This is a genomic window from Kribbella catacumbae DSM 19601, from assembly GCF_000372465.1.
Taxonomy (GTDB): domain Bacteria; phylum Actinomycetota; class Actinomycetes; order Propionibacteriales; family Kribbellaceae; genus Kribbella; species Kribbella catacumbae.
This window is the reverse complement of record NZ_AQUZ01000004.1, coordinates 70,280-91,473: the sequence shown is the minus strand read 5'-3', so window position 1 is coordinate 91,473 and position 21,194 is coordinate 70,280. Positions and strand designations below refer to the sequence as shown.

General features: G+C 68.5%; 17 protein-coding genes and 1 riboswitch. Of the genes, 10 read left to right on the top strand and 7 right to left on the bottom strand.

What is annotated here, in order from left to right; all coding sequences use genetic code 11:
* Positions 1–15: 15 nt before the first annotated feature.
* Together A3ES_RS0105735 and A3ES_RS0105730 are read left to right on the top strand one after the other, a co-directional pair.
* Positions 16–2,295, top strand: a complete 2,280-nt coding sequence (locus A3ES_RS0105735) for a right-handed parallel beta-helix repeat-containing protein (protein WP_020385827.1) — start codon at positions 16–18, stop codon at positions 2,293–2,295.
* Positions 2,296–2,318: 23 nt separating this feature from the next.
* Positions 2,319–2,388: riboswitch (guanidine-III (ykkC-III) riboswitch) on the top strand.
* Positions 2,389–2,407: 19 nt separating this feature from the next.
* A complete protein-coding gene (locus A3ES_RS0105730) occupies positions 2,408–2,662 on the top strand; it encodes a CBU_0592 family membrane protein (RefSeq protein ID WP_020385826.1) in 255 nt (84 codons plus the stop codon).
* A 103-nt stretch (positions 2,663–2,765) separates the two neighbouring features.
* Here the strand turns inward: A3ES_RS0105730 and A3ES_RS46365 are convergent, their stop codons facing one another.
* Complete coding sequence (locus A3ES_RS46365; RefSeq protein ID WP_157630353.1) at positions 2,766–3,623, bottom strand: hypothetical protein; 858 nt, start codon at positions 3,621–3,623, stop codon at positions 2,766–2,768.
* Positions 3,624–3,928: 305 nt separating this feature from the next.
* Between A3ES_RS46365 and A3ES_RS0105720 the strand changes: the two genes are divergently transcribed.
* Genes A3ES_RS0105720 through A3ES_RS0105710 form a run of 3 tightly spaced genes read left to right on the top strand, consistent with a single transcriptional unit; the run spans position 3,929 to position 6,919 of the window.
* A complete protein-coding gene (locus A3ES_RS0105720; RefSeq protein ID WP_020385824.1) occupies positions 3,929–4,963 on the top strand; it encodes an AAA family ATPase in 1,035 nt (344 codons plus the stop codon).
* 43 nt (positions 4,964–5,006) lie between these two features.
* The gene (locus A3ES_RS0105715; protein ID WP_020385823.1) at positions 5,007–5,966 is read left to right on the top strand and encodes a DUF58 domain-containing protein; all 960 of its coding nucleotides are present in this window, start codon (positions 5,007–5,009) and stop codon (positions 5,964–5,966) included.
* Positions 5,966–6,919, top strand: coding sequence for a VWA domain-containing protein (locus A3ES_RS0105710; RefSeq protein WP_020385822.1), 954 nt, complete (start codon positions 5,966–5,968; stop codon positions 6,917–6,919). The genes A3ES_RS0105715 and A3ES_RS0105710 overlap by 1 nt, the downstream gene beginning before the upstream one ends.
* A 195-nt stretch (positions 6,920–7,114) precedes the next feature.
* Here the strand turns inward: A3ES_RS0105710 and A3ES_RS46360 are convergent, their stop codons facing one another.
* Positions 7,115–10,240 carry a glycoside hydrolase family 9 protein gene (locus A3ES_RS46360; protein ID WP_020385821.1) on the bottom strand — a complete coding sequence of 1,042 codons (3,126 nt, stop codon included), beginning with the start codon at positions 10,238–10,240 and terminating at the stop codon, positions 7,115–7,117.
* Between the two features lie 317 nt (positions 10,241–10,557).
* Between A3ES_RS46360 and A3ES_RS0105700 the strand changes: the two genes are divergently transcribed.
* From A3ES_RS0105700 to A3ES_RS0105680, 5 genes are all read left to right on the top strand, one after another.
* The gene (locus A3ES_RS0105700) at positions 10,558–11,847 is read left to right on the top strand and encodes an ABC transporter substrate-binding protein (protein ID WP_040454083.1); all 1,290 of its coding nucleotides are present in this window, start codon (positions 10,558–10,560) and stop codon (positions 11,845–11,847) included.
* Positions 11,844–12,935, top strand: coding sequence for a carbohydrate ABC transporter permease (locus A3ES_RS46355; protein WP_237744864.1), 1,092 nt, complete (start codon positions 11,844–11,846; stop codon positions 12,933–12,935). Before A3ES_RS0105700 ends, A3ES_RS46355 begins: the two co-directional genes overlap by 4 nt.
* The gene (locus A3ES_RS0105690; protein ID WP_026162579.1) at positions 12,932–13,762 is read left to right on the top strand and encodes a carbohydrate ABC transporter permease; all 831 of its coding nucleotides are present in this window, start codon (positions 12,932–12,934) and stop codon (positions 13,760–13,762) included. Before A3ES_RS46355 ends, A3ES_RS0105690 begins: the two co-directional genes overlap by 4 nt.
* 44 nt (positions 13,763–13,806) lie before the next feature.
* Positions 13,807–14,820: a LacI family DNA-binding transcriptional regulator gene (locus A3ES_RS0105685; RefSeq protein ID WP_020385817.1), complete on the top strand. Its 1,014-nt coding sequence runs from the start codon at positions 13,807–13,809 to the stop codon at positions 14,818–14,820.
* A gap of 194 nt (positions 14,821–15,014) precedes the next feature.
* Complete coding sequence (locus A3ES_RS0105680; RefSeq protein ID WP_020385816.1) at positions 15,015–15,512, top strand: DUF3145 domain-containing protein; 498 nt, start codon at positions 15,015–15,017, stop codon at positions 15,510–15,512.
* 307 nt (positions 15,513–15,819) lie between these two features.
* On the opposite strand, the gene A3ES_RS0105670 is transcribed toward A3ES_RS0105680, so the two are convergent.
* The 5 genes from A3ES_RS0105670 to A3ES_RS0105650 form a co-directional block, all read right to left on the bottom strand.
* Entirely contained in the window at positions 15,820–17,244 is a 1,425-nt protein-coding gene (locus A3ES_RS0105670) for an acyl-CoA carboxylase subunit beta (protein ID WP_020385814.1), read from the bottom strand.
* 50 nt (positions 17,245–17,294) lie between these two features.
* Positions 17,295–18,530: a beta-ketoacyl-[acyl-carrier-protein] synthase family protein gene (locus tag A3ES_RS0105665; protein ID WP_020385813.1), complete on the bottom strand. Its 1,236-nt coding sequence runs from the start codon at positions 18,528–18,530 to the stop codon at positions 17,295–17,297.
* 145 nt (positions 18,531–18,675) lie between these two features.
* Complete coding sequence (locus A3ES_RS0105660; RefSeq protein WP_020385812.1) at positions 18,676–18,924, bottom strand: acyl carrier protein; 249 nt, start codon at positions 18,922–18,924, stop codon at positions 18,676–18,678.
* 87 nt (positions 18,925–19,011) lie between these two features.
* Positions 19,012–20,001, bottom strand: coding sequence for a beta-ketoacyl-ACP synthase III (locus A3ES_RS0105655; RefSeq protein WP_020385811.1), 990 nt, complete (start codon positions 19,999–20,001; stop codon positions 19,012–19,014).
* Position 20,002: 1 nt separating this feature from the next.
* The gene (locus tag A3ES_RS0105650; RefSeq protein WP_020385810.1) at positions 20,003–21,193 is read right to left on the bottom strand and encodes an acyltransferase domain-containing protein; all 1,191 of its coding nucleotides are present in this window, start codon (positions 21,191–21,193) and stop codon (positions 20,003–20,005) included.
* Position 21,194 lies beyond the last annotated feature (1 nt).

Below are 21,194 nucleotides of genomic sequence, written 5' to 3'. Positions count from 1 at the left end.
GTGGGGGGATGTCAAATGTCCAGAATCACTGGGTCCTGCCTGCGCGCCGCCGCGCTGGCCGGGCTGCTCGGCTCCGGCCTGGTCGCGGTTGTCGCGCCAGCCGCTTCGGCCGCCACCATTACCGTCACCACGACGGCCGACACGGTCGACGGGGGTGATGGGCAGACCTCGCTGCGGGAGGCGTTCGCGACCGCCGGCTCGAACGGCGTCGACGACGTCATCGCGCTCGGCGCCGCGCAGACCTACCAGCTGACCAACTGCACCGGGCCGCTCACCCATGCCGAGGGCCACGAACTGGTTGTCCAGGGCAACGGTTCGACGATCGACCAGAGCTGCGACGCGACAGCCATCATCGACAGCACCGACCATGCCGGCCGGCTCGAGCTCCAGGACCTGATCATCGACGGCGGCCCGAACGCCGCGGCGACCGCGCTGGAGGGTGCCGCGGTCCGCTCGGACAGCGAGTTGCTGCTGGCAAACGTCGAGATCCGCAACGTGCTGTCACCGGGCGGCTCGGTCGTCTGGTCCAGCTGGGACCACGGCATCACGCCGTACCGGCTGACCTTGAACGGCAGCAATCTGCACCACAACACCGGCAGCATCGTCAGCTGTGACAACTGCTCGGCGAAGCTGGACGGTACGACGATCTCGGACAACACCGGCTCGGGCCTCTCGCTGGTCGACGGCTACCCGCTGCAGATCGACAACTCGACCATCTCGAACAACACCCGCGCAGGCATCAGCAACACCGGTCAGGGCTTCCCGGCCAACAAGATGTCGATCAACTTCACCCAGATCCAGAACAACGGCCGGGTCGGCATCCGCTGCGGCAACTGTGGTGGGCTGACCATGTACTCCAGCGGCGTCTCCGGCAACGGGCTCACCGCGGTCGATGCGCTCGGCGGCATCTCCTTCTCGATGTCGGAGCGCAACGGGACGCCGGCCTCGTCGATCAGCATCGTGCTGTCCGGGATCAGCGGCAACAAGAGCAACGCCTCCGGCGGCGGTCTGTCCGTCACGCCGGTGCTGGTCGAGGACGGCGGCAACACCGCCACGACGTACATCGACCGGACGCCGATCGACAACAACATCTCGGCCGGCGATGGCGGTGGCGTCTCGATCGGAGTCGGCAACTACAGCAGCTACAAGGGCAGCCTGATCGGCAACACGGCCACCCTGCGCGGTGGCGGTCTGGCCTTCCTCACGCCCGGCCCGTCCTCGGCGATGTCGCTGGACTCGGACGAGATCCAGAACAACACGGCCGGTACCGACGGTGGCGGCGTCTTTGCCTTGAGCGTCGGCTCGGTCAACGGTTTCCAGCCGATCATCTCGGGCAACACCGCGACCGGCAACGGTGGTGGCGTGAAGGTCGGCTCCGCGTTCCAGACCACCTTCGACGGCGGGAAGTACTACGACAACCACGCCGCCAACGGTGCGGGGCTCGACCTGTCGGCCGAGGTGGTCAAGTTCGACAAGGCGACGATCAACGACAACTCCGTCGTACCGGCGGCTGGGACCGGCGGTGGCGCGCGGATCTCGGCGATCACGGCCACCCTGCTGAACAGCACCGTCAACGGCAACACGGCGACGGTCGGTGGCGGGCTCAACTTCACCACGGCGACCAGCGTCAACCTCAACCACGTGACGATGGCCGACGACACGGCGACCACCGGCGCGCACATCGCCGCCGTACCGACCGCATCCGTCGCGATCAGCCGGAGCGCGTTGGTCCTGCCGATCACCGGTACTTCGTGCGCCGGCGTCGGCGGCGCCTTCAACGGAAGCTCCGGCGGCTTCTCCGTACTGCGGGATGCCACCTGCGGCACGATCGCCTCCGACCTGGTGACCGCCGCGGACCCGCAACTGGGTCCGCTCACCAACGGCTACCCGGCCGGGCGGTTGCCCGGGGCAACCAGTCCGCTCGGTGGCCGCGTTCCGGTGGTGAACTGCACGATCGAGGACGACCAGCGGTTGCAGGCCCGGCCGCTCGGTGCGAACTGTGACGCGGGATCGGTCGAGTTCGTCGAGACGGTCGTGCCGCCGAGCCCGGACCTTGCGCTGAAGGCTCTGATCGCCGAGGTCAAGGCGCTGCACCTGTACAAGCCGCTCGAGACGCTGCTGGTGCTCAAGCTGGAACTGGCGCGGGCCGCGATCAAGGCGAACCACAAGCCGGCCGCGAAGGCCTTCCTGAACGGGTTCATCCTCGAGGTGAAGTCTCAGTCTGGGAAGAAGATCCCGGCGGCGGCGGCCACCCAGTTGGTGACGAAGGCCACCGCGATCAGGAACTCTTTGTAGCCAAGGCGTTGATATCCTGGACGGAGGTCCGCCGAATCGGCGGGCCTCCGGACGAGATGGCGCCGTACCCGGTGGACGACAAGACGACGCCGGCCCCTGGAGGGCCGAGCGCATGCATGTCGTCGATGTGGTGGAGATCGTAGGAGCCCTGACCGTGCTGGTGGCCTTCGCGGCCGCGCAGGCGGGCCGGCTCGAACAAAAGACGCTGTCCTACCAGCTGCTGAACCTGCTTGGTTCGAGCGTCCTCGCCGTGATCGCGGCTGTTGAAAGCTCCTGGGGCTTCCTGCTGCTGGAAGGCAGCTGGGCGATCGTCAGCCTGATCGGGCTGCTCAGCTTGTTCCGCACCAAGGCCGGCGCGGCCGGCTGACAACCTGATCATTCGCCCCCTTTTCACCCTCTTCGCCTGCAGTCCGGCGCGGTCGGATCGATGGCGAGGGTGAAAAGGGGGCGAATGATCAGGTGAGTCAGGGTCAGAAGCGGTCGCTGGGCTCCACTGGGCCTGGCGACCCTGTGCCCGGTGATCCTGGCCGGGGGACCGTGGTGGTCGGCGATACGGACGGCGAACCGGGCCCGGTCGATCCGGTGCCGGGCGGTGGTGTGGTCGGCGTGACGGTGATCGTGACCGTGTTGCTCGGGCTCGGGATCACCGGATCCGGCTCCACCTCGGGGGAGTTCCGGAACAGCAGCCAGGCGATCAGGATCGCCAGCACCATGATGATCGCCATCGTCAGCAACGACAGCGACAAGGCCAGCCAGGAGGCGGGGCGCAGCGCGGACGGCCACGGCAGCGGCCAGATCCGGAACAGGCCCGGGCGGCGGCGGTTCTCCCAGTAGTGCCGGAAGTCCGGGCCGCGGACCCGGCCCATCGGCGGGATCCGGTCCATCAGGACCGCCGACAGCACGTCCTCGCCGCGCCGCTCGGCGATCAGCTGCTCGTCGGCGGCGGCGCTCGAGCCGTCGTCCGGGCGGATGGGGCCGAGCGCGACCCAGAGGGCCAGATCGTCGTCGTCCGCGTCGTTGTGGGCGAGCACGACGTCGGGCGGCAGTTCGTCGACCGCGGTGACGAATCGGTCGCGTGCCGCCGCGTCGTCGGACGAGCCTTCGGTCATCATCGCGACGACGGCGTCGCGGCCGGTCTCGTCACTGGCTGTGTACAGATAGCCCGCCGCGTTCGCTCCCAGCCGCGCTCGGAGCCAGAAGTCGCCCACTCGGGGCGGGTCCTCCGGCAGCAGCGGCAAGACGTCCGGCAGCACGCGGCCGGGCGCCTCGGCAGGAGCCTCGGGCTCCGCCGGCGCCGCGGTGTCGGTCTGGGAGTCGGTCGCGGTCATCAGCACCAATCCCACCACATCCCTGGTAGCAGTGTCGCCCGCGCCCGCCGGTACGCCGCCGCCTGCGCCCTCGGTACGCCGTACGCCGGGCCCTCCCGACTCCCCGGTACGCCGTACGCCGCGCCCTCCCGTCCACTCGCCGGCGCCCGCCGGTACGCCGTACGGGAGTGTTCGGATTTGGGGGTGTGGGGAGGATAGGAGGGGAGCCGGGCGGGGCGCGCTCGTGCCCGGCCCCGGCTATCTGATGGAATGGCGGCAGTTCCCGAGCGCAGACAAAGGTCCTGATGGACCCCGGAAGGACAGGCATGACCGAAACCACTGTGCCGGCAGGGTCAGTGGCCCAGCAGTCCCACTTGGTCAGTGAGGCGATCACCGAGGTCAAACGGGTGATCGTCGGCCAGGAACACATGGTCGAGATGCTGATGGTGTCGCTGCTCGCCAAGGGTCACTGCCTGCTCGAGGGCGTGCCCGGTGTCGCCAAGACGCTGGCCGTCCGGACCTTCGCCTCGGTGGTCGGTGGTTCGTTCGCCCGGATCCAGTTCACCCCTGACCTGGTCCCGTCCGACATCGTCGGCACCCGGATCTACCGGCAGACCCGCGAGGCGTTCGACATCGAGCTCGGCCCGACCTTCGTGAACTTCGTACTGGCCGACGAGGTGAACCGGGCCCCGGCCAAGGTGCAGTCGGCGATGCTGGAGCTGATGGCCGAGCGGCAGGTGTCGATCGGCGGCCAGACCTTCCCGATGCCCAAGCCGTTCATCGTGATCGCGACCCAGAACCCGATCGAGTCCGAGGGCGTCTACCCGCTGCCCGAGGCGCAGCGGGACCGGTTCCTGGTCAAGATCGACGTGCCGCATCCGCGCGGGCACGAGGAGTTCGAGATCCTCCGCCGGATGAGCGTCGACCCGCCGCAGCCGCGCCAGGTGCTGAAGCCCGAGACGATCATGGAGCTGCAGCGCTCGGCCGAACAGGTCTTCGTGCACAACCTCGTCGCGGAGTACGCGGTCCGCCTGGTGATGGCGACCCGGACCCCGTCCGACTTCCACCTGCCCGACCTGGAGCCGATCATCGAGCTCGGCGTCAGCCCGCGCGCGACCCTCGGCCTGGTCGCGGCCGGCCGCGCGCTGGCGCTGATCCACGGCCGCGACTACCTGCTGCCCAGTGATGTCCAGACGGTCGCCCTCGACGTGATGGGGCACCGGATGGGGCTGACCTTCGACGCGGTCGCGGACAATATCGACCCGCGCGCCGTGGTCGAGCGGATCCTGGCCACCGTCCCGCCGCCGCAGCCGGTCTGGCGTGACGGCACCGACGGCTCCGGCCGTCCGGAATTCGTCTAGGCGGCGCTGGCGAATGCCCTACCGACCAGATCCACGGGTTGCGATGACGATCTCGCAGCTCGCTCCTGAGCGTGCCCTGCGCCGACTGGAGCTGACGGTCGTCCGCCGGTTGGAGGGCATGCTGCACGGTGAGCACCTCGGCCTGCTGCCCGGCCCGGGCACCGAGCTGGCCGAGGCCCGCGAGTACCAGGTCGGCGACGACGTCCGCCGGATGGACTGGGCCGTCACCGCCCGTACTACGGTCCCGCACGTCCGCGACCTGATCGCCGACCGGGAGCTGGAGACGTGGGCGATGGTCGACCTGTCCGCCTCGATGGACTTCGGTACCTCCCAGTTGGAGAAGCGCGAGCTGGCCGTCGCGGCGGTCGCGACCGTCGGATTCCTGACCCACCGGCTCGGGGACCGCTTCGGCGGACTGATGCTGCGCGACTCGACGCTGCGCCGCTGGCCGGCCCGGTCCGGGCGGCTGGCGCTTTACGGTCTGCTGCGGGCGCTGCTCGCGGAGACCGACCACGGTGAGCACCAGGCGCGCAGCGACCTGGCCGGCGCGCTGGACTCGATGGCGCGGACGCAGCGCAAACGCGGCCTGCGGGTCATCGTGTCGGACTTCCTCACCCCCGAGGACGGCGAGACCGACAGCCGGATGGAGCCGTCCTGGGAGCGCGCGATGCGCAAGCTGACCGCTCAGCACCAGGTGCTCGCGGTCGAGATCGTCGACCCGCGCGAGCTGGAACTGCCGAACATCGGCGTCGTCCTGATCGGCGACCCGGAGACCGGCGCGATTCGCGAGATCGACACCCGCAAGCGCCGGGTGCGCGAGGAGTACGCCGCGGCCGCGCTGGCGCAGCGGGAACGGACCAGGACCGCCCTGCGTAGGGTAGGAGCCGGACATCTGGTCCTGCGGACCGACCGCGACTGGGTCGCCGACACCGTGCGGTTCGTCCTCGCCTACCGGCGAATGGCGCCTCGCCTGCACCAACCGCCGAAGGGAGTGGCTCGCTGATGGAGTTCCTGTCTCCGGCCAGACTGTGGTTCCTGCTGATCATCCCGGTCGTCGTGGCCGGCTACATCTTCCTGCAGCACCGGCGGGCGCAGTACGCGCTGCGCTTCACCAACATCGCGCTGCTCGACCGGGTCGCGCCGCGCCGGCCGCAATGGCGCCGGCACTTGGCCGTCGTACTCGCGTTGTTCGCCGCGACGTCGTGCATCATCGCGTTCGCGCAGCCCAAGGACGAGGTGAAGGTGCCGCGTGAGCGGGCCACCATCGTCGTCGCGATCGACGTGTCGCTGTCGATGATGGCCACCGACGTCGACCCGAACCGGCTGGAGGCGGCGAAGAAGTCGGCGAAGAACTTCGTCAACCAGCTGCCGTCGAAGTTCAACGTGGCGCTGGTGAACTTCGCCGGTACGGCGTCCATCATCGTGCCGCCGACCACCGACCGGGCCACCGTGCAGCGGTCGATCGACGGACTGGAACTGGCCGAGTCCACCGCGACCGGCGAGGGCATCTTCACGTCGCTGCAGGCGCTCACCCAGGTCCCGCCGGACCCAGATCACCCGAACGACCCGGCCCCGGCACGCATCGTGCTGCTGTCGGACGGCAAGCGCACCGTCGGCCGGACGGCGCAAGAAGGCGCGCAGGCGGCGAAGGCGAAGAACACGCCCGTCTACACGATCACCTTCGGCACCGACTCGGGCTTCATCGAGATGGACGGCATCCGCCAGCGCGTTCCCCCGGACCGCGCCGAGCTGCGCAGCGTCGCCGAGATCACCGGGGGAGAGGCCTACACAGCCGAGTCCGCGGGCGAGCTGGAGGACGTCTACAAGGACATCGGCTCCTCGGTCGGCTACGACAAGGTCGACAAGGAAGTCACCTCCCGCTTCGCCGGCATCGCGATGCTCCTCACCCTCGCCGCCTCCGGCGCCTGCATAGCCCTCGCCTCCCGCTTCCCGTAAGCGGCTCCACCCCTCCTTGCGGGGTTCGCCCCCTGGTCTGCCAACAGGCGAACCCCGCAAGCAGGAGCGAACCCCGCGAAGAGGGGCGAACCCCGCGAAGAGGGGCGAACCCCGCGAAGAGGGGCGAACCCCGCGAAGAGGGGCGAACCCCGCGAAGAGGGGCGAACCCCGCGAAGAGGGGCGGAGTACGCCGGCCTACGTGCCGTTGATCAGGCGTACTGCGAGGTCGGGGTTGAACTGGCCTGCCGGAGTGGATGGGGCTATGCCGCAGGGGCCGTCGGAGTTGCCGGGGACCTTGATCCAGAGCAGCATCTCGGCGCCGCCGCCCAGCTGGGCAGTGCTGCCGAGTTTGCGGCCGGCCGGGTTGCACCATTGGCCGTTCGAGCCGTTGCCGTTGCGGCTGGTGTCGATCACGAACGGCTTGGCCGTGCCGAGGCCGCTGCGTACGTTGTTGGCGTAGGTGACTGAGGCGCTGGTCGTGTAGTAGTTCGACACGTTCACCGCGAAGCCGTGTGCGTCGGCGATGCCCGCGCCCTGCAGCCGTTGCGCCATCGTTGCCGCCGGCACCCAGCCCGCGTTGCCCGCGTCGAGATAGGCCCAGGTGTTCGGCGCCCGATCCTTGAACTGTTGGGTGGCGAAGGCAAGCATTCCGTTGCGCTCGGCAATCTGCGCCGACGTCATGCACTCGAAATCACCCAGCGCGTCCGGCTCGATCACCACGACGGCCGGCCGGGTGCCGATCGAGTCCGCGAACGCCGCGATCCAGCTCCGGTACGCCGCCGGCGACCCCGCGCCGCCACCCGAATGACCGCCGCACGCATCCCGGCCGGGCAGGTTGTACGCGACCAGGATCGGCAGCTTGTCCGCGCTGTCGGCGGCTCCGACGAAGGCGCCGACCATCGCGCCGATCGTCGTACCGGCTGGGGGATTGCCGAACCACTTCGCCGTCGGCTTGGTTGCGATGTTGGTGTTGATGGTTGCCGCCCGGGAGTCGCTGCCGTGGCTGTCCACCCAGGCCTTGGGGGTGGAATTCGGGTTGACGTAGAAACCGCTGGTCAGGTCGACGGGACTGGCCAGAACCTTCGCGGGCGAGGCTTGGCCGGCCGCTGCGGCGTGCGGCCATGATGGTCGGCTCGCGGTGTCGGCGAAGGCGGTGATCCAGGCGAGGGCGGAGTTCCAGTTCACCGCGACCTCGTTGGTCGAGTAGGAACCGATGTTGTCGACGTAACAGGTGGCCGGCGCGCAGCCCTGGAGGTTGCGCTGGGCAACCGGATCCTGAAGCCCGGAGTTGGGGCCACCGGCCAGCGAACCGGGAGCGGGTGACGGCAGGGCGGGATCCAAGGCCTTTGCCCAGAAGCGGTGGTGCTGCTTGTGGCTGTCCCGCTCGCCATAACCCGTCACGTAGGACTGATTCATCGCGTTCCGGCCGAGCAGGTAGTCGAGCGCTTCCAGTGCCGCGTCGCGGTACTTGCCGTGGTGGGTCAGGTCGTAGGCCATTGCCATGATCATCGAGTTGTTGGCGACGGCACTGTTCGAACCCCAGACGTACTTGCCGTCTGCCGGCAGATAAGGAGTGGCGTAGCCCTGCGATCGGAGATCGGCGACGTACTGGTCGGCGACTTTGCTGATCCGCTGCGTCAGCTTCCACTGCTCGAGCAGCGACAACCGCCGCGGCACCCGGGCGAGAGCGAGGTCGGCCAGGCCGCCTGTGTCCCGCCAGGAGAAGCCCTCAGCCGCCGTCAACTGGGTAGTGATGGCCTTCTTGTAGCTGTGCTTGCCAGTGGTCGCGAAGAGCTCAGCAGCCGCCCAGGAGAACTCATCGGTCGTCTTGATGTCGTCATAGGCTCCACCGCCTTCGCCGCCATCAGGCGCGTAGATCGCCGGATTCTGCAGCGCCGCCTCCCAGGCGGTGGACGCCGCTGTGAGGCAACGAGTGGCCAACGCCTTGTCCCAGCGCGCGTAGACCCGAGCGCACCGAGCGCCGACCGCTGCGACGTTGAGGGTGGCTGCGGTCGATGGGGGATAGAGGTACCTCGGCTGCGGGTCGGCGGCGGGTTTGAGTGGCAGCCCCGTCCACTTCGCGTCGTGGATCTTGTGATGCACCATCCCCGAGGGCGCTTGCATCCGGAGCAGGAAGTCGAGCTCCCACTTCGCCTCGTCCAGGACGTCGGGGATCTTGTTGCCCGCTTCAGGAATCCGCAACGTTTGGTCGCCGCCGGACCGCTCGTACAGGTCGAGCAACTGCCACGCGGCCAACGCCCCGTTGACGACGTACTTGCCGTGGTCGCCGGCGTCGTACCAGCCACCCCGTACGTCGAGGCTGTACGTGCACGTGCCTGGGAAACAGGGGACAGACGTGTCGCCCTTGTTCGGCGCGATGCCCACATGTCCAGCCGCCCGGGCTCGCTCTGCGCCGACATACTGGGCCTCGATCGGGACACCGCTGCGGTTGTCGTAGAAGTACGCGAGCGCGTCCTGGCGCAATGACTGATAGATGGCGTTGCTGATGGCAAAGGGTTCACTGAGCTGCTCACCGACTGCGAGTCGATAGCCCTCACCCGTGCCCCGGTACTGCGCGAAGTCGATCAGCTGGACGTTGGTACCAGACATCGCGTCGGCGCCGAACGGCTTGGTCTTGCCTTGGGCAACAACGCCGTCCGTGGAGTCGAGTAGTCGCCATGCCTGTGGTGTCGTCTCGTCGGTGACGTAGGTCGCCCGCTTCGGCCCGGTCTGCAGATAGCCGACCTGGTTCACCCGCACCGGCGAACCGAAGTCCCGTACCCCACCAGGTGGCACGACACCGCCGACCAACGAGATGTTGTCCAGGCACAGCGTGTACGGCTCCGTGCCACCGCCGGCCTGGAAGGTGATCTGGGTGTGTTCCGCGGTGGTCGGCGAGGTGGCGGTGAACTCGAAGGTCTGCGGAGTCGTGGTGACCTCGACTCCCTTGTTGAGCACAGTGGCGCGTGGCGTGGACGCGGTCTGCACGACTGCCCGGAATCCGGCCGCCCGGCTCGCCGAGGCGTCGAACCGCAGCGTGTAGGGCTGACCGCTCTCCACCGGCACGTCGTCCTGGCCGATCATCGAGTCCCACACGTTCACCGTGCCGCCGGGGATCTGTGCGCACAGCCGCCCATCGGTGACAGCCGAGGCCGTGTTGCCGCTGCTCCACCAGGGACTCTTGCTACCGCTGTCGAAGGACCCGTTCAGCACTCGCTCGTACTGCGGGCCGTCGGCCGCCGCCGCTGAAACGGCGCCGGTCGCGGGGATCAGGGGGAAGGCGATCAGGGTGATCGCCAGACGCCTTCGGAATCTGGACATAGGAGCTGCCTCCGGACGGGAAATGCGCTGGGAGCGCTTTCACTTTCGGCCAACGAAGTCAGCGGCGTCCCTGTGCATGGTGCCGACGGGCCGAGAGCCTGTCAAGACCGAAATGAGCGCGAATCTGGCTCTTCACAACGCGTCCGCAGTGTCCTATGGTCGACCGGAAGCGCTCCCAGTTTGGAACCCGAGTACCCGCCCCTCAGCAGTAACGGGTTCTAGCCGGCGCTGACTCAGCGGCGTCACCGTGGCCTCGGCGTCCGCAGTACTGGGAGCGCTTCCAAAAATTTGCCTGGCCGGAACGGAAGGTTTTCATCATGCGAATTGGGAAAGCGTTTACCGCAACGATCGCCACTGTCGTGGGCGTGGCGTTGCTGGCGGCCGGCTGCGGGGGCGGCGACGGTGAGGAGGCAGCGGACGGCAAGGTCACGCTGACGATCAAGACCTTCGGGCAGTTCGGCTACGAGGACCTGATCAAGACCTACGAGTCGTCGCACCCGGGCATCCAGGTCAAGCAGGAGAACATCGCCAAGCTGGCCGACTACACGCCCAAGCTGCAGCAGTGGCTGACCGCCGGCAGCGGCGCGGGGGATGTGGTCGCGCTGGAAGAGGGCATCCTGATCAAGCTGATGGGCAAGCCCGACCAGTTCGTCAACCTGCTCGACCAGGGCGCCGGTGAGCTGAAGGGCAACTTCCTGGACTGGAAGTGGCAACAGGCGCTGACGCCGGACGGCAAGAAACTCGTTGGCCTCGGCACCGATATCGGTGCCCAAGGCATGTGTTACCGGACCGACCTGTTCGCCAAGGCGGGGCTGCCGACCGACCGCGCCAAGGTGGGCGCTCTCTGGCCGACCTGGGACGGATACCTTGCCACTGGCAAGAAGTTTGTTGCGGCAGGCACCGATGCGAGCTTCTTCGACACGGCCGGAGGTGTCTACCAGAACATCCTGATGCAGCAGGGCGACCAGACCTACTTCGACCGCTCGAACAAGCTGATTGCCGACAGCAATCCCGGTGTCCGGGCGGCCTGGGACCAGTCAGTCGCGATGATCGGTGCCGGGTTGTCCGGCAAGCTGCAGATGTGGAGTCCGGCGTGGAACGCCGGCTTCAAGAAGGGCACTTTCGCGACCATCCCGTGCCCGGCGTGGATGCTCGGCATCATCAAGGACCAGGCCGGCCCGGAGAACGCGGGCAAGTGGGACGTCGCCCGGGTGCCGGGTGAAGGAGCGGTGCGGGGCGGCTCGTTCCTCGCCGTACCGGCGCAGAGCAAGCATCCGAAGGAGGCTGCTGAGCTGGCCAAGTTCCTGACCAGCCCGGCCGGCCAGATCGGGGCTTTCAAGGCCAAGAACAACTTCCCGTCGGCACCGAAGGCGATCGATGACCCAGCGGTGTCGGGTGCGGTGGACACCTACTTCAACAACGCGCCGGTCGGCAAGATCTTCGGTCAGTCCGCCAAAACCCTGAAGCCCGTCTACCTCGGTCCCGACAACCAGGTCGTCGGCGACGGCATCGGCGACGCCCTGACGGCTGTAGAGCAAGGCAAACTCCAGCCGGACCAGGCCTGGACCAAGGCGATGAACGACGCAAAGCGCGCAGTCGACAAGTGAGCAAGACAGTGAGCCGGTCGCCAGGCGAAAGCCCGCCTCCACCCGCCGCCAAGGCGGCGGGTGGAGGCGGAGGTAGGGCGGGAGGCGGCGGACGCGAGGATGCGGGGCGGGGGAGTGGAGCGTCGCCGGGTGGGCCTTCGGCGCAGCGGGAGCGGGCTGCGCGTCGGCAGCCTTGGCGGACGCCGACCGCGGCGGCTTGGCGGAATCGCCTCGACCTCAACGGATCGCCGTACTTCTTCATCACGCCTTTCTTCGTGCTGTTCGCGCTGTTCGGGCTCTTTCCGCTGATCTATACGGCCTGGGTTTCGTTGCGGGCCTGGGATCTGACGGGGGATGCGGGGTTCGTCGGGTTGCGGAACTACTCGCGGCTGGCCGGCGATCCGGACTTCTGGAACGCGATGGTGAACACGCTCGGGCTGTTCGTGTTGTCGACCGTGCCGCAGCTGTGTTTCGCGCTGGTCATCGCCGGCCTGCTCAACCGTCCGATCCGCGCGCTGATGATGTTCCGGCTCGGGGTGCTGGCACCGATCGTCACCTCGGTGGCGGCGGTGGCGATCGTCTTCGGACAGCTCTACGGCCGCGACACCGGGCTGGTCAACGGGGCGATCGGGCTGGCCGGTATCGGCCCGATCGACTGGCAGGCCAGCAAGACCTCGTCCTGGATCGCGGTCGCGAGCATGGTCAACTGGCGCTGGACGGGGTACAACGCGCTGATCTATCTGGCCGCGATCCAGGCGATCCCGCGGGACCTGTACGAGGCGGCCCAGATCGACGGCGCGGGGGCGATCCGGCAGTTCCGCTCGATCACCGTGCCGCTGATCCGGCCGGCGCTGATCTTCACCGTGGTGATGTCGGCGATCGGCGGCATGCAGCTGTTCACCGAGCCGTTGCTGTTCGGCCAGGGCGACGTCTCGGGCGGCAGCCTGCGGCAGTTCCAGACGATCGCGATGTACATGTTCGAGCAGAGCTTCCAGAACTTCGACTACGGCTACGGATCGGCGATCGCCTGGGCGATCTTCCTGCTCACCGTCGTGGTCGGCGTCGCGAACGCACTGATCGCCCGACGCTGGAAGGGCGGTACCCAATGAGACGGCGCACGAGGGGTAACAGCCTTGTCTATCTCACCTTGCTGGTCAGCTTGGTGTTGTCGGTCTTCCCGCTCTACTGGCTCTTCGTCGTCGCCACCCGCTCCAACGACGTCGTCGGCCAGATACCACCACCACTCGTCCCTGGCGGCAACCTCGGCGAGAACGTGAGCCGCCTCTTCGCGGCGCCGGAGGCACACTTCGCGCGCGGCATGGTCAACTCGATGCTCGCCTCAGTGGCCGTCACCGTGTCGGTGGTCTTCTTCTCCTCGCTGGCCGGCTTCGCCTTCGCCAAGCTGCGGTTCCGCGGCCGCAACGCGCTCCTGCTCGCTGTACTCGCCACAATGATGGTGCCGGTCCAGATGGGCATCGTCCCGCTGTACATGGTGATGGTGAAGCTCGGTTGGCAGAACCAGTTGCAAGCGGTGATCGTCCCGTTCCTGGTCTCCGCCTTCGGCGTCTTCCTGATGCGCCAGTACGCCGAACGCGCAGTCCCGGATGAGCTGATCGAGGCGGCGCGGCTGGACGGGTGCAGCACGTTCGGGTTGTTCGTCCGGGTGGTCGCACCGGCGTTGCGCCCGGGCGCCGCAGTACTGGGGTTGTTCACTTTCATGAGCACCTGGAACGAATTCCTCTGGCCGCTCGCGATCCTGGAGGCGGACAACCCGACCGTGCAGTTCTCGCTCAGCCAGCTGGCGACGCAGTACTACACCGACTACACGTTGATGTTCTCCGGCACGCTGATCGCGACGGTGCCGTTGTTGCTCGTGTTCATCCTGTTCGGCCGTCAGATCATCGGCGGCATCATGGACGGGGCTGTCCGCGCATGACCGGGATACAGTCTCGACCAGGCAAGGCGAAGGAGAAGGATCAAGTGGCGACCGAGACGCCCAGGCGGCAACCGACCCTCGACGAGGTCGCCGAGCGTGCCGGGGTGTCGCGATCCGCGGCCTCCCGCGTGATCAACAACGCGCCACACGTGAGCCGCGCCAAGCGCGAGGCGGTACGCCGTGCCGTCGACGACCTCGGTTACGTGCCCAACGCAACGGCTCGCGCGCTGGCCACCCAGCAGGTCGGCGCGGTCGTGCTGGCCATCTCCGGCGACGACCCCGCGATGTTCGCGGACCCGTTCTTCGCCGAGGTGGTGATCGGCATCAACTCCGTGCTGGAGGAGACCGAGCTGGAGCTGATGTTGTCGCTGGCCACCTCGTCGCGCGGCCAGGCGCGCCTGGAGCAACTGCTGCGGACCAGGCAGGCCGATGGCGTGATGCTGATGTCCTTGCACGGCGACGATCCGCTCGCCACTCTCGCCGACAACGCCTCGGTACCGGTCGTCTTCGGTGGCCGCCCGCTGAACTTCGAGCCCCGGTACTACGTTGACGCGGACAACCGCGGGGGAGCGCGACTCGCGACCGAGCACCTAGTCGAGGCCGGCCGCCGCAAGATCGCGACGATCACCGGACGCTTGGACGAGGGCGCCGGAACGGCCAGGCTGAAGGGTTTCCAGGATGCGCTGGCCGTGGCCGGTCTCGACAACAGCCTGGTGGAAAACGGCGACTTCAGCGAGGAGGGCGGTAGCCAGGCGATGTCGCGCCTGCTGTCCCGGGCTCCCGACCTCGACGCGGTGTTCATCGCCTCCGACCAGATGGCCATCGGCGCCCTCCGCGTGCTGGCCCAGGGCGGCCGGTCGGTACCGGCTGACGTCGCCGTCGTGGGCTTCAACGACATCTCCAGCGCCCGCCACACAGCACCACCGCTGACGACGATCAATCAGCCGATCCATGCCCTCGGCCGCGAAATGGCCCGGATGCTGCTCGCCCTGATGGCCGGCGAGCAGCCCAGCCCGCTGATCCTGCCCACCCGATTGGTGGTCCGTTCGTCGGTTTGAAGGCAACCTGACCGGGGCGGTGGGGTGGGGAAGAAGAGGAACTACAGAACCGCGACACGATAGTGATGTCGTTGACACGGCGAGGTTGCTGGTGTCTGAGGTGTCCGTGGTGCAGTATGGACCTCGCCGTCCGGGATCGACGGTGGTTGCTCGAGAACGCTGGGGAAGGCGCCCCTCGAGCACAGGAGGTCCCGGTGGCGACGACTCGTGGCGTTCTCTACGTCCACACGGTGCCGTCAGCGTTGTGCCCTCATGTCGAGTGGGCAGCGGGCGGCATCCTAGGTGTGCCCGTGAAACTCGACTGGACGCCGCAGCCCGCGGCGCAGGGAACGTATCGGGCGGAGCTGTCGTGGCAGGCTGAGGCCGGCACGGCGGCGAAGCTGGCATCCGCTCTGCGCGGTTGGCAGAAACTGCGCTTCGAGGTCACCGAAGAACCGAGTAACGGGGTCGAAGGCGAGCGCTACTCCTTCACTCCCGCACTCGGCGTCTTCCACGCGACCACCGGCGTACATGGCGACATCATGGTGCCCGAGGAACGGCTGAAGGCAGCGATGCTGAAGGCCGCCAGCGGCGAGGCCGATCTGACCGAGGAGGTCGAGCGTTTGCTCGGCCGTCCCTGGGACGACGAGCTCGAACCCTTCCGCTACGCAGGCGATGGCGCCCCCGTGCGCTGGCTGCATCAGGTCGTCTGAAGACAACCTGAGAACTTCAGAAGAAAGCCAAGAAGTAGAAGACTTCCTCGAACTTTTCGACAATGCTGTGAGTCAGACATTCCACCAGGGTGGGAGGGGCCGTGGCCGCTGGGCCACCGGGTGTCGGGACACCCCCGGTTGTCGCAAACAGCGGCCGCACCACGTGAAAGGGCGCGGACCTCACGGTCCGCGCCCTTTCCTTTGACACCCATCTGATCATTCGCCCCCTTTCATCCTCTCCGCCCTGCCCGCAGCATCGGACGGCCTGCAAGGAGGGTGAAAAGGGGGCGAATGATCAGGTGGGTGACTACAGCGGGATGTTGCCGTGGCGGCCGCGGACGCGGCCGGTGGATTCGGCGGCGGCGATCGCTGCCGCGAGGGCTGAGCGGGTCTTGGCGGGTTCGACGATCTCGTCGACGACACCGATCTGGCGGGCGCGTTCGATCCCGCCGGCGATCTTCTCGTGTTCGGCGGCGAGCTCGGCCTCGACCCGCGGCCGCAGTTCGGGCTCCACCTCGGCGAGCCGACGGCGGTGCAGCACGCGGATCGCGGCGACGGCACCCATCACGGCCACCTCGGCCCGCGGCCAGGCGAACACCCGGGTCGCGCCGAGCGAGCGCGCGTTCATCGCGATGTAGGCGCCACCGTAGGTCTTCCGGGTCACCAGCGTCACCCGCGGTACGACGGACTCCGCGAACGCATGCAGCAGCTTCGCGCCACGCCGTACGACGCCGTCCCACTCCTGACCGACACCCGGCAGATACCCCGGTACGTCGACCAGCACCACCATCGGTACGCCGAACGCGTCGCACATCCGCACGAAGCGAGCCGCCTTCTCCGCCGACAACGCGTCCAGGCAGCCGCCCAGCCGCAGCGGGTTGTTCGCGATCACCCCGACGGTCCGGCCACCGAGCCGGCCGAGAGTGGTGACGATGTTCGGTGCCCACCGCTGATGCAGCTCGACGCCGGAGTCCTCGTCGAGCACCCCGCCGACCAGCGGGTGAACGTCGTACGCCCGCTTGGCCGACTCCGGCAGCAACCCCGACAGGTCGGTGTCGGAGACGTCGCCGGAGACCTCACCGGAGTTCGCGAGCAGGTCCGCGAGCTGGCGGGCCTTGTCGATCGCGGCCGCCTCGGAGTCGGTGGTGATGTGGACGACGCCGGAACGCCGGCCGTGCGGCTCAGGACCGCCGAGCCGCAGCATGTCGACGTCCTCGCCGGTGACCGAGCGGACGACGTCCGGGCCCGTGACGAAGATCCGCCCCTCCGGACCGAGGATGACGATGTCGGTCAACGCCGGCCCGTACGCCGCTCCGCCCGCGGCCGGTCCGAGCACGACCGAGATCTGCGGGATCTTGCCTGAGGCCTGTGTCATCGCGTAGAAGATCTTGCCGACCGCGTGCAGGCTGAGCACGCCCTCGGCCAGCCGGGCGCCACCGGAGTGCCACAGACCGATGATCGGCAGCTCCTCCTCGCGAGCCACCTCGTAGGCCCGGACGACGACTTCGCAGCCCTCGTCGCCCATCGCGCCGCCCATCACGGTGGCGTCGGAGCAGAACGCGACCACCTTCGCCCCCGCGATCGTGCCCCGGGCCGCGAGCATGCCGGACAGGTTGTCGGGCGTGATCAGGTCCAGGGAGCCCGGGTCGAGCAGCTGGGTGAGCCGGGCCACCGGGTTGCGGGGATCGGTTTCGCGCGGCAGCTTGGCCGGCTTCACGGGGGCGGTGGTCATCGGCGCTCCTAGCGTCAGACTGACTTACAGCATCAGATTGACTTACAGCATCAGATTGATTTGAAGGCCAAGGCGACGTTGTGTCCGCCGAAGCCGAAGGAGTTGTTCAGTGCCGCGATGTCCCCGTCGGCGAGCTTGCGCTGCTCGGTCGCGATGTCGAGATCGACACCGTCGTCGACCTTGTCCAGGTTGATGGTCGGCGGAACCACCCGGTGGTGCAGGGCGAGCACGGTGGCGATCGACTCGACCGCTCCGGCCGCGCCGAGCAGGTGACCGATCATCGACTTCGGGGCGGTCGCCACGGCCTGGTCGGCCGCCTTGCCGAGCGCCTTGCGGATCGCGATCGCCTCGGCGACGTCACCGACGGGCGTGGAGGTGGCGTGCGCGTTGATGTGCACGATGTCGCCGGTGGCCAGGTCACCTTCACGCAGCGCCTGCAGCATCGCGCGCTCGGCCCCCGAACCGGTCGGGTCCGGCTGCACGATGTCGTGGCCGTCGGCGGTGATGCCGGCGCCGGCGAACTCGGCGTAGATCTTGGCGCCGCGGGCGACCGCGTGCTCGTAGGTCTCCAGCACCAGCACACCGGCGCCTTCACCGAGCAGGAAGCCGTCGCGGTCGACGTCCCACGGACGGGACGCGCGCTCGGGGTCGTCGTTGCGCTTGCTCAGCGCCATCATCTGGCCGAACGCGGCCAGCGGCAGCCCGGCGATCGAGCCTTCGGCGCCACCGGCGACGACGATGTCGGCGCGGCCGAGCCGGATCTGGTCGGCGGCCAGCGAGATGGCCTCGTTGCTCGACGCGCAGGCGGAGACGGGGGTCTGGACACCGGCCAGGGCACCCAGCTCGAGGCCGACGTTGGCAGCGGCCGAGTTCGGCATCAGCATCGGGATCGCCAGCGGCGAGACCCGGCGCGGGCCCTTCTGCAGCAGGTCGTAGTTGTTCAGCGTGGTGAGCAGGCCGCCGATCCCGGTGGCGATGGCCACTCCGAGGCGGGTCTTGTCCAGCTCGACGTCGGCCAGGCCGGAGTCGGCCCAGGCCTCCCGCGCCGCCACCAGGGCGAACTGGGCGTTGCGGTCCAGCCGGCGGGCCTTGACCCGCTCGATGACCTCGGTGGGTTCGACAGCGGCGGGAGCGGCGATCTTGACCGGCAGCTCCTCGACCCAGTCGGCGGTGAGCAGCTTCGCGCCGGACTTGCCGGCCAGCAGCGCCTCCCAGGTGCTGGCGACGTCGCCCCCGATCGGGGTCGTCGCTCCGAGCCCGGTGATGACGACTCGGGTCTTCGACATGGTTACCTCATCCTTCGGCGTGTCAGCGAGTGGTTGAGCCAGGGGAGGCCGGTACGGCGTACCGGCGGCTGCTGGAGCGGTGGCTCACCGGACCCGTTGACCCGGTGAGCTCCCACAGCGGTCCAGCACGATCAGACGGGCTGGATCAGCCGTTCTGGGCGCGCTCGATGAACGCGACGGCGTCACCGACGGTCTTCAGGTTCTTGACCTCGTCGTCGGGGATCTTGACGGTGAACTTCTCCTCGGCGGCCACCACGACCTCGACCATGGAAAGCGAGTCGACGTCGAGGTCGTCGGTGAAGGACTTGTCCAGCTGGACGTCCTCGACCGGGATGCCGGCGATCTCGTTGACGATCTCGGCGAGGTCGGAGCGGATCTCTTCAGTGCTGGCCATCTGTGTGTTTACCCTTCGAATACTGTGGATGCTGTGTTTGTGGTGCTTGCCGGGCCGGCCACTTGAGCCGTCCCGGACATCTGTGGGCTAGGGGAGCCGGATCACCTGGGCGGCGAAGGTCAGGCCCGCGCCGAAGCCGATGATCAGGGCGAGGTCCCCGCTTTTCGCCTCGCCGTTCTCGCGCATGGTGGCGATCGCGAGCGGGATGGACGCGGCGGACGTGTTGCCCTGCCGCTCGATGTCGCGCGCCACCAAGACATGCTCGGGCAGCTTCAGCGTGCGGCGCATCGCGTCGGTGATCCGCATGTTCGCCTGGTGCGGGATGAACAGGTCGAGGTCCTCGACCTTCACCCCGGCCACGTCCAGCGCCTGCTGCGCGGTCTTGGCCATCTCGAACGACGCCCAGCGGAACACCGGGTTGCCGTCCATCGTGAGGTGCGGCCACTGGGAGTTGGCTTGCGCCTCCTGCCAGGACTCTTTCTGGCTGATCACCAGGTGCTGGGTGCCGTCGGAACCCCACACGACCGGGCCGATGCCCTGCTCGTCGGAAGGACCGACCACGGCCGCGCCCGCGCCATCGGCGAAGATGAACGCCGTACCGCGGTCGGTCCGGTCGGTGATGTCGCTCAGCCGCTCGACCCCGATCACCAGCACGTACTTCGCGCTGCCGCCGCGGACCAGGTCTCCTGCCAGCGCGATCCCGTAGCAGAACCCGGCGCAGGCGGCCGAGATGTCGAAGGCAGCGGCCGTCGGTGCGCCGACCGCGACGGCGATCTGGGTCGCGATCGCGGGCGTCTGGTAGAGGTGCGTGACGGTCGCGACGACGACACAGCCGATCTGGGCCGGGTCGATGCCGGAGTCGGCGAGCGCCTCCTTGGCGGCGTTCGTCGACATCATCAGCACGGTCTCGTCCTCGGAGGCCCAGCGGCGCTCCTTGATGCCGGACCGGGTCTGGATCCACTCGTCACTGGAGTCGATGTGCTCGAGGATCTCGGAGTTGGGGACGATGCGCCGGGGGCGGTACGAACCGAGGCCCAGTACTGCGCTGTGCTCAGCGCCGGTAGAAGTCGTGATCATGTCAGTTCACTCCGCTCGGGTGCAGCCGGACCAGGGGCTGTCCTGGGGCGACGGGGTCGCCCTCTTCCACTAGCCACTCGACCACGCTGCCGCCGTGCGGCGCGCGGACCTCGACCTCGTCCCGCAGGCTCTTCACGATCGCGACCACCTCGCCGGCCTCGACGGTGTCACCCGGCTCGCGGCTGACCTGCTCCGTGCGGGTGAAGGTGCCCTTCATCGGGGCGACCAGCAGCCGCCAGGTCGGCGACGCGTTGATCTCCGACGGGCTGCCGTGCTTGTCCACGAAGGCCCGGGCGTCGTCGAGCTGGTCGGGCGCCTTCAGCGCGAACGTCTCGACACCCTTGAGCGCGCGCCGGGCGATCCCGGTCAGCGTGCCGGCCGGGGTCATCTCGAGGATGCCGGTGACCTGCAGGTCGGCCATCGTCTGCATGCACAGGTCCCAGCGGACCGGCGCGTTGACCTGCTGGACCAGCCGGCGCAGTACGTCGCGGCCGTCGTGCACGATCTGGCCGTCGCGGTTCGAGATCAGCCTGGTGCGCGGGTCGTGCGTGGTGATCGAGCGCGCGTAACCGGCCAGCGTCTGGACGGCGGGCTCCATGTGCCTGGTGTGGAAGGCGCCCGCGACCGACAGCGGGATGAGCCGCGTCTTGGCCGGCGGGTCGGCCTGCAGCCCGGCCAGCTCCTCGACGGTCCCGGCGGCGACGATCTGGCCGGGCCCGTTGTCGTTGGCGGCGGTCAGCCCGTACTGCTCCAGCTTGGCCAGGATCTCGTCGCGGTCTCCCCCGAGCACCGCGGTCATCGAGGTCGGGGTCAGCGCGGACGCCGCGGCCATCGCCTTGCCACGCTCACGGACAAGCACCATCGCCTGCTCACCGGTGATCACGCCGGCACCCACGGCGGCCGCGAGCTCACCCACGCTGTGGCCGGCCAGGGCGCCGATCTTCTCGAACGCGTCGCCGGGGTGCGGGAACAACGCCAGCGCGGACAGCATGCTGGCGGCGACCAGCAGCGGCTGGGCGATCGCGGTGTCGCGGATCGTCTCGGCGTCGGCCTTCGTGCCGTAGTGGGCGAGGTCGAGACCGGCGACGGCGGACAGCCAGTGCAGCCGGTTCTCGAAAACTGGATCCTCAAGCCACGGCTCGAGGAATCCTGGGGTCTGGGCGCCCTGTCCGGGCGCGACGATGACGAGCACG

Excerpts from the sequence above, each read along its gene's own strand:
- A3ES_RS0105730 (WP_020385826.1), top strand. The coding sequence starts at position 2,408 with ATGCATGTCGTCGATGTGGTGGAGATCGTAGGAGCCCTGACCGTGCTG.
- A3ES_RS0105720 (WP_020385824.1), top strand. The coding sequence starts at position 3,929 with ATGACCGAAACCACTGTGCCGGCAGGGTCAGTGGCCCAGCAGTCCCAC.
- A3ES_RS0105735 (WP_020385827.1), top strand. The coding sequence starts at position 16 with ATGTCCAGAATCACTGGGTCCTGCCTGCGCGCCGCCGCGCTGGCCGGG.
- A3ES_RS0105665 (WP_020385813.1), bottom strand. The coding sequence starts at position 18,530 with ATGTCGAAGACCCGAGTCGTCATCACCGGGCTCGGAGCGACGACCCCG.
- A3ES_RS46360 (WP_020385821.1), bottom strand. The coding sequence starts at position 10,240 with ATGTCCAGATTCCGAAGGCGTCTGGCGATCACCCTGATCGCCTTCCCC.
- A3ES_RS0105655 (WP_020385811.1), bottom strand. The coding sequence starts at position 20,001 with ATGATCACGACTTCTACCGGCGCTGAGCACAGCGCAGTACTGGGCCTC.
- A3ES_RS0105690 (WP_026162579.1), top strand. The coding sequence starts at position 12,932 with ATGAGACGGCGCACGAGGGGTAACAGCCTTGTCTATCTCACCTTGCTG.
- A3ES_RS0105700 (WP_040454083.1), top strand. The coding sequence starts at position 10,558 with ATGCGAATTGGGAAAGCGTTTACCGCAACGATCGCCACTGTCGTGGGC.
- A3ES_RS0105715 (WP_020385823.1), top strand. The coding sequence starts at position 5,007 with ATGACGATCTCGCAGCTCGCTCCTGAGCGTGCCCTGCGCCGACTGGAG.
- A3ES_RS46365 (WP_157630353.1), bottom strand. The coding sequence starts at position 3,623 with ATGACCGCGACCGACTCCCAGACCGACACCGCGGCGCCGGCGGAGCCC.
- A3ES_RS0105670 (WP_020385814.1), bottom strand. The coding sequence starts at position 17,244 with ATGACCACCGCCCCCGTGAAGCCGGCCAAGCTGCCGCGCGAAACCGAT.
- A3ES_RS0105710 (WP_020385822.1), top strand. The coding sequence starts at position 5,966 with ATGGAGTTCCTGTCTCCGGCCAGACTGTGGTTCCTGCTGATCATCCCG.
- A3ES_RS0105660 (WP_020385812.1), bottom strand. The coding sequence starts at position 18,924 with ATGGCCAGCACTGAAGAGATCCGCTCCGACCTCGCCGAGATCGTCAAC.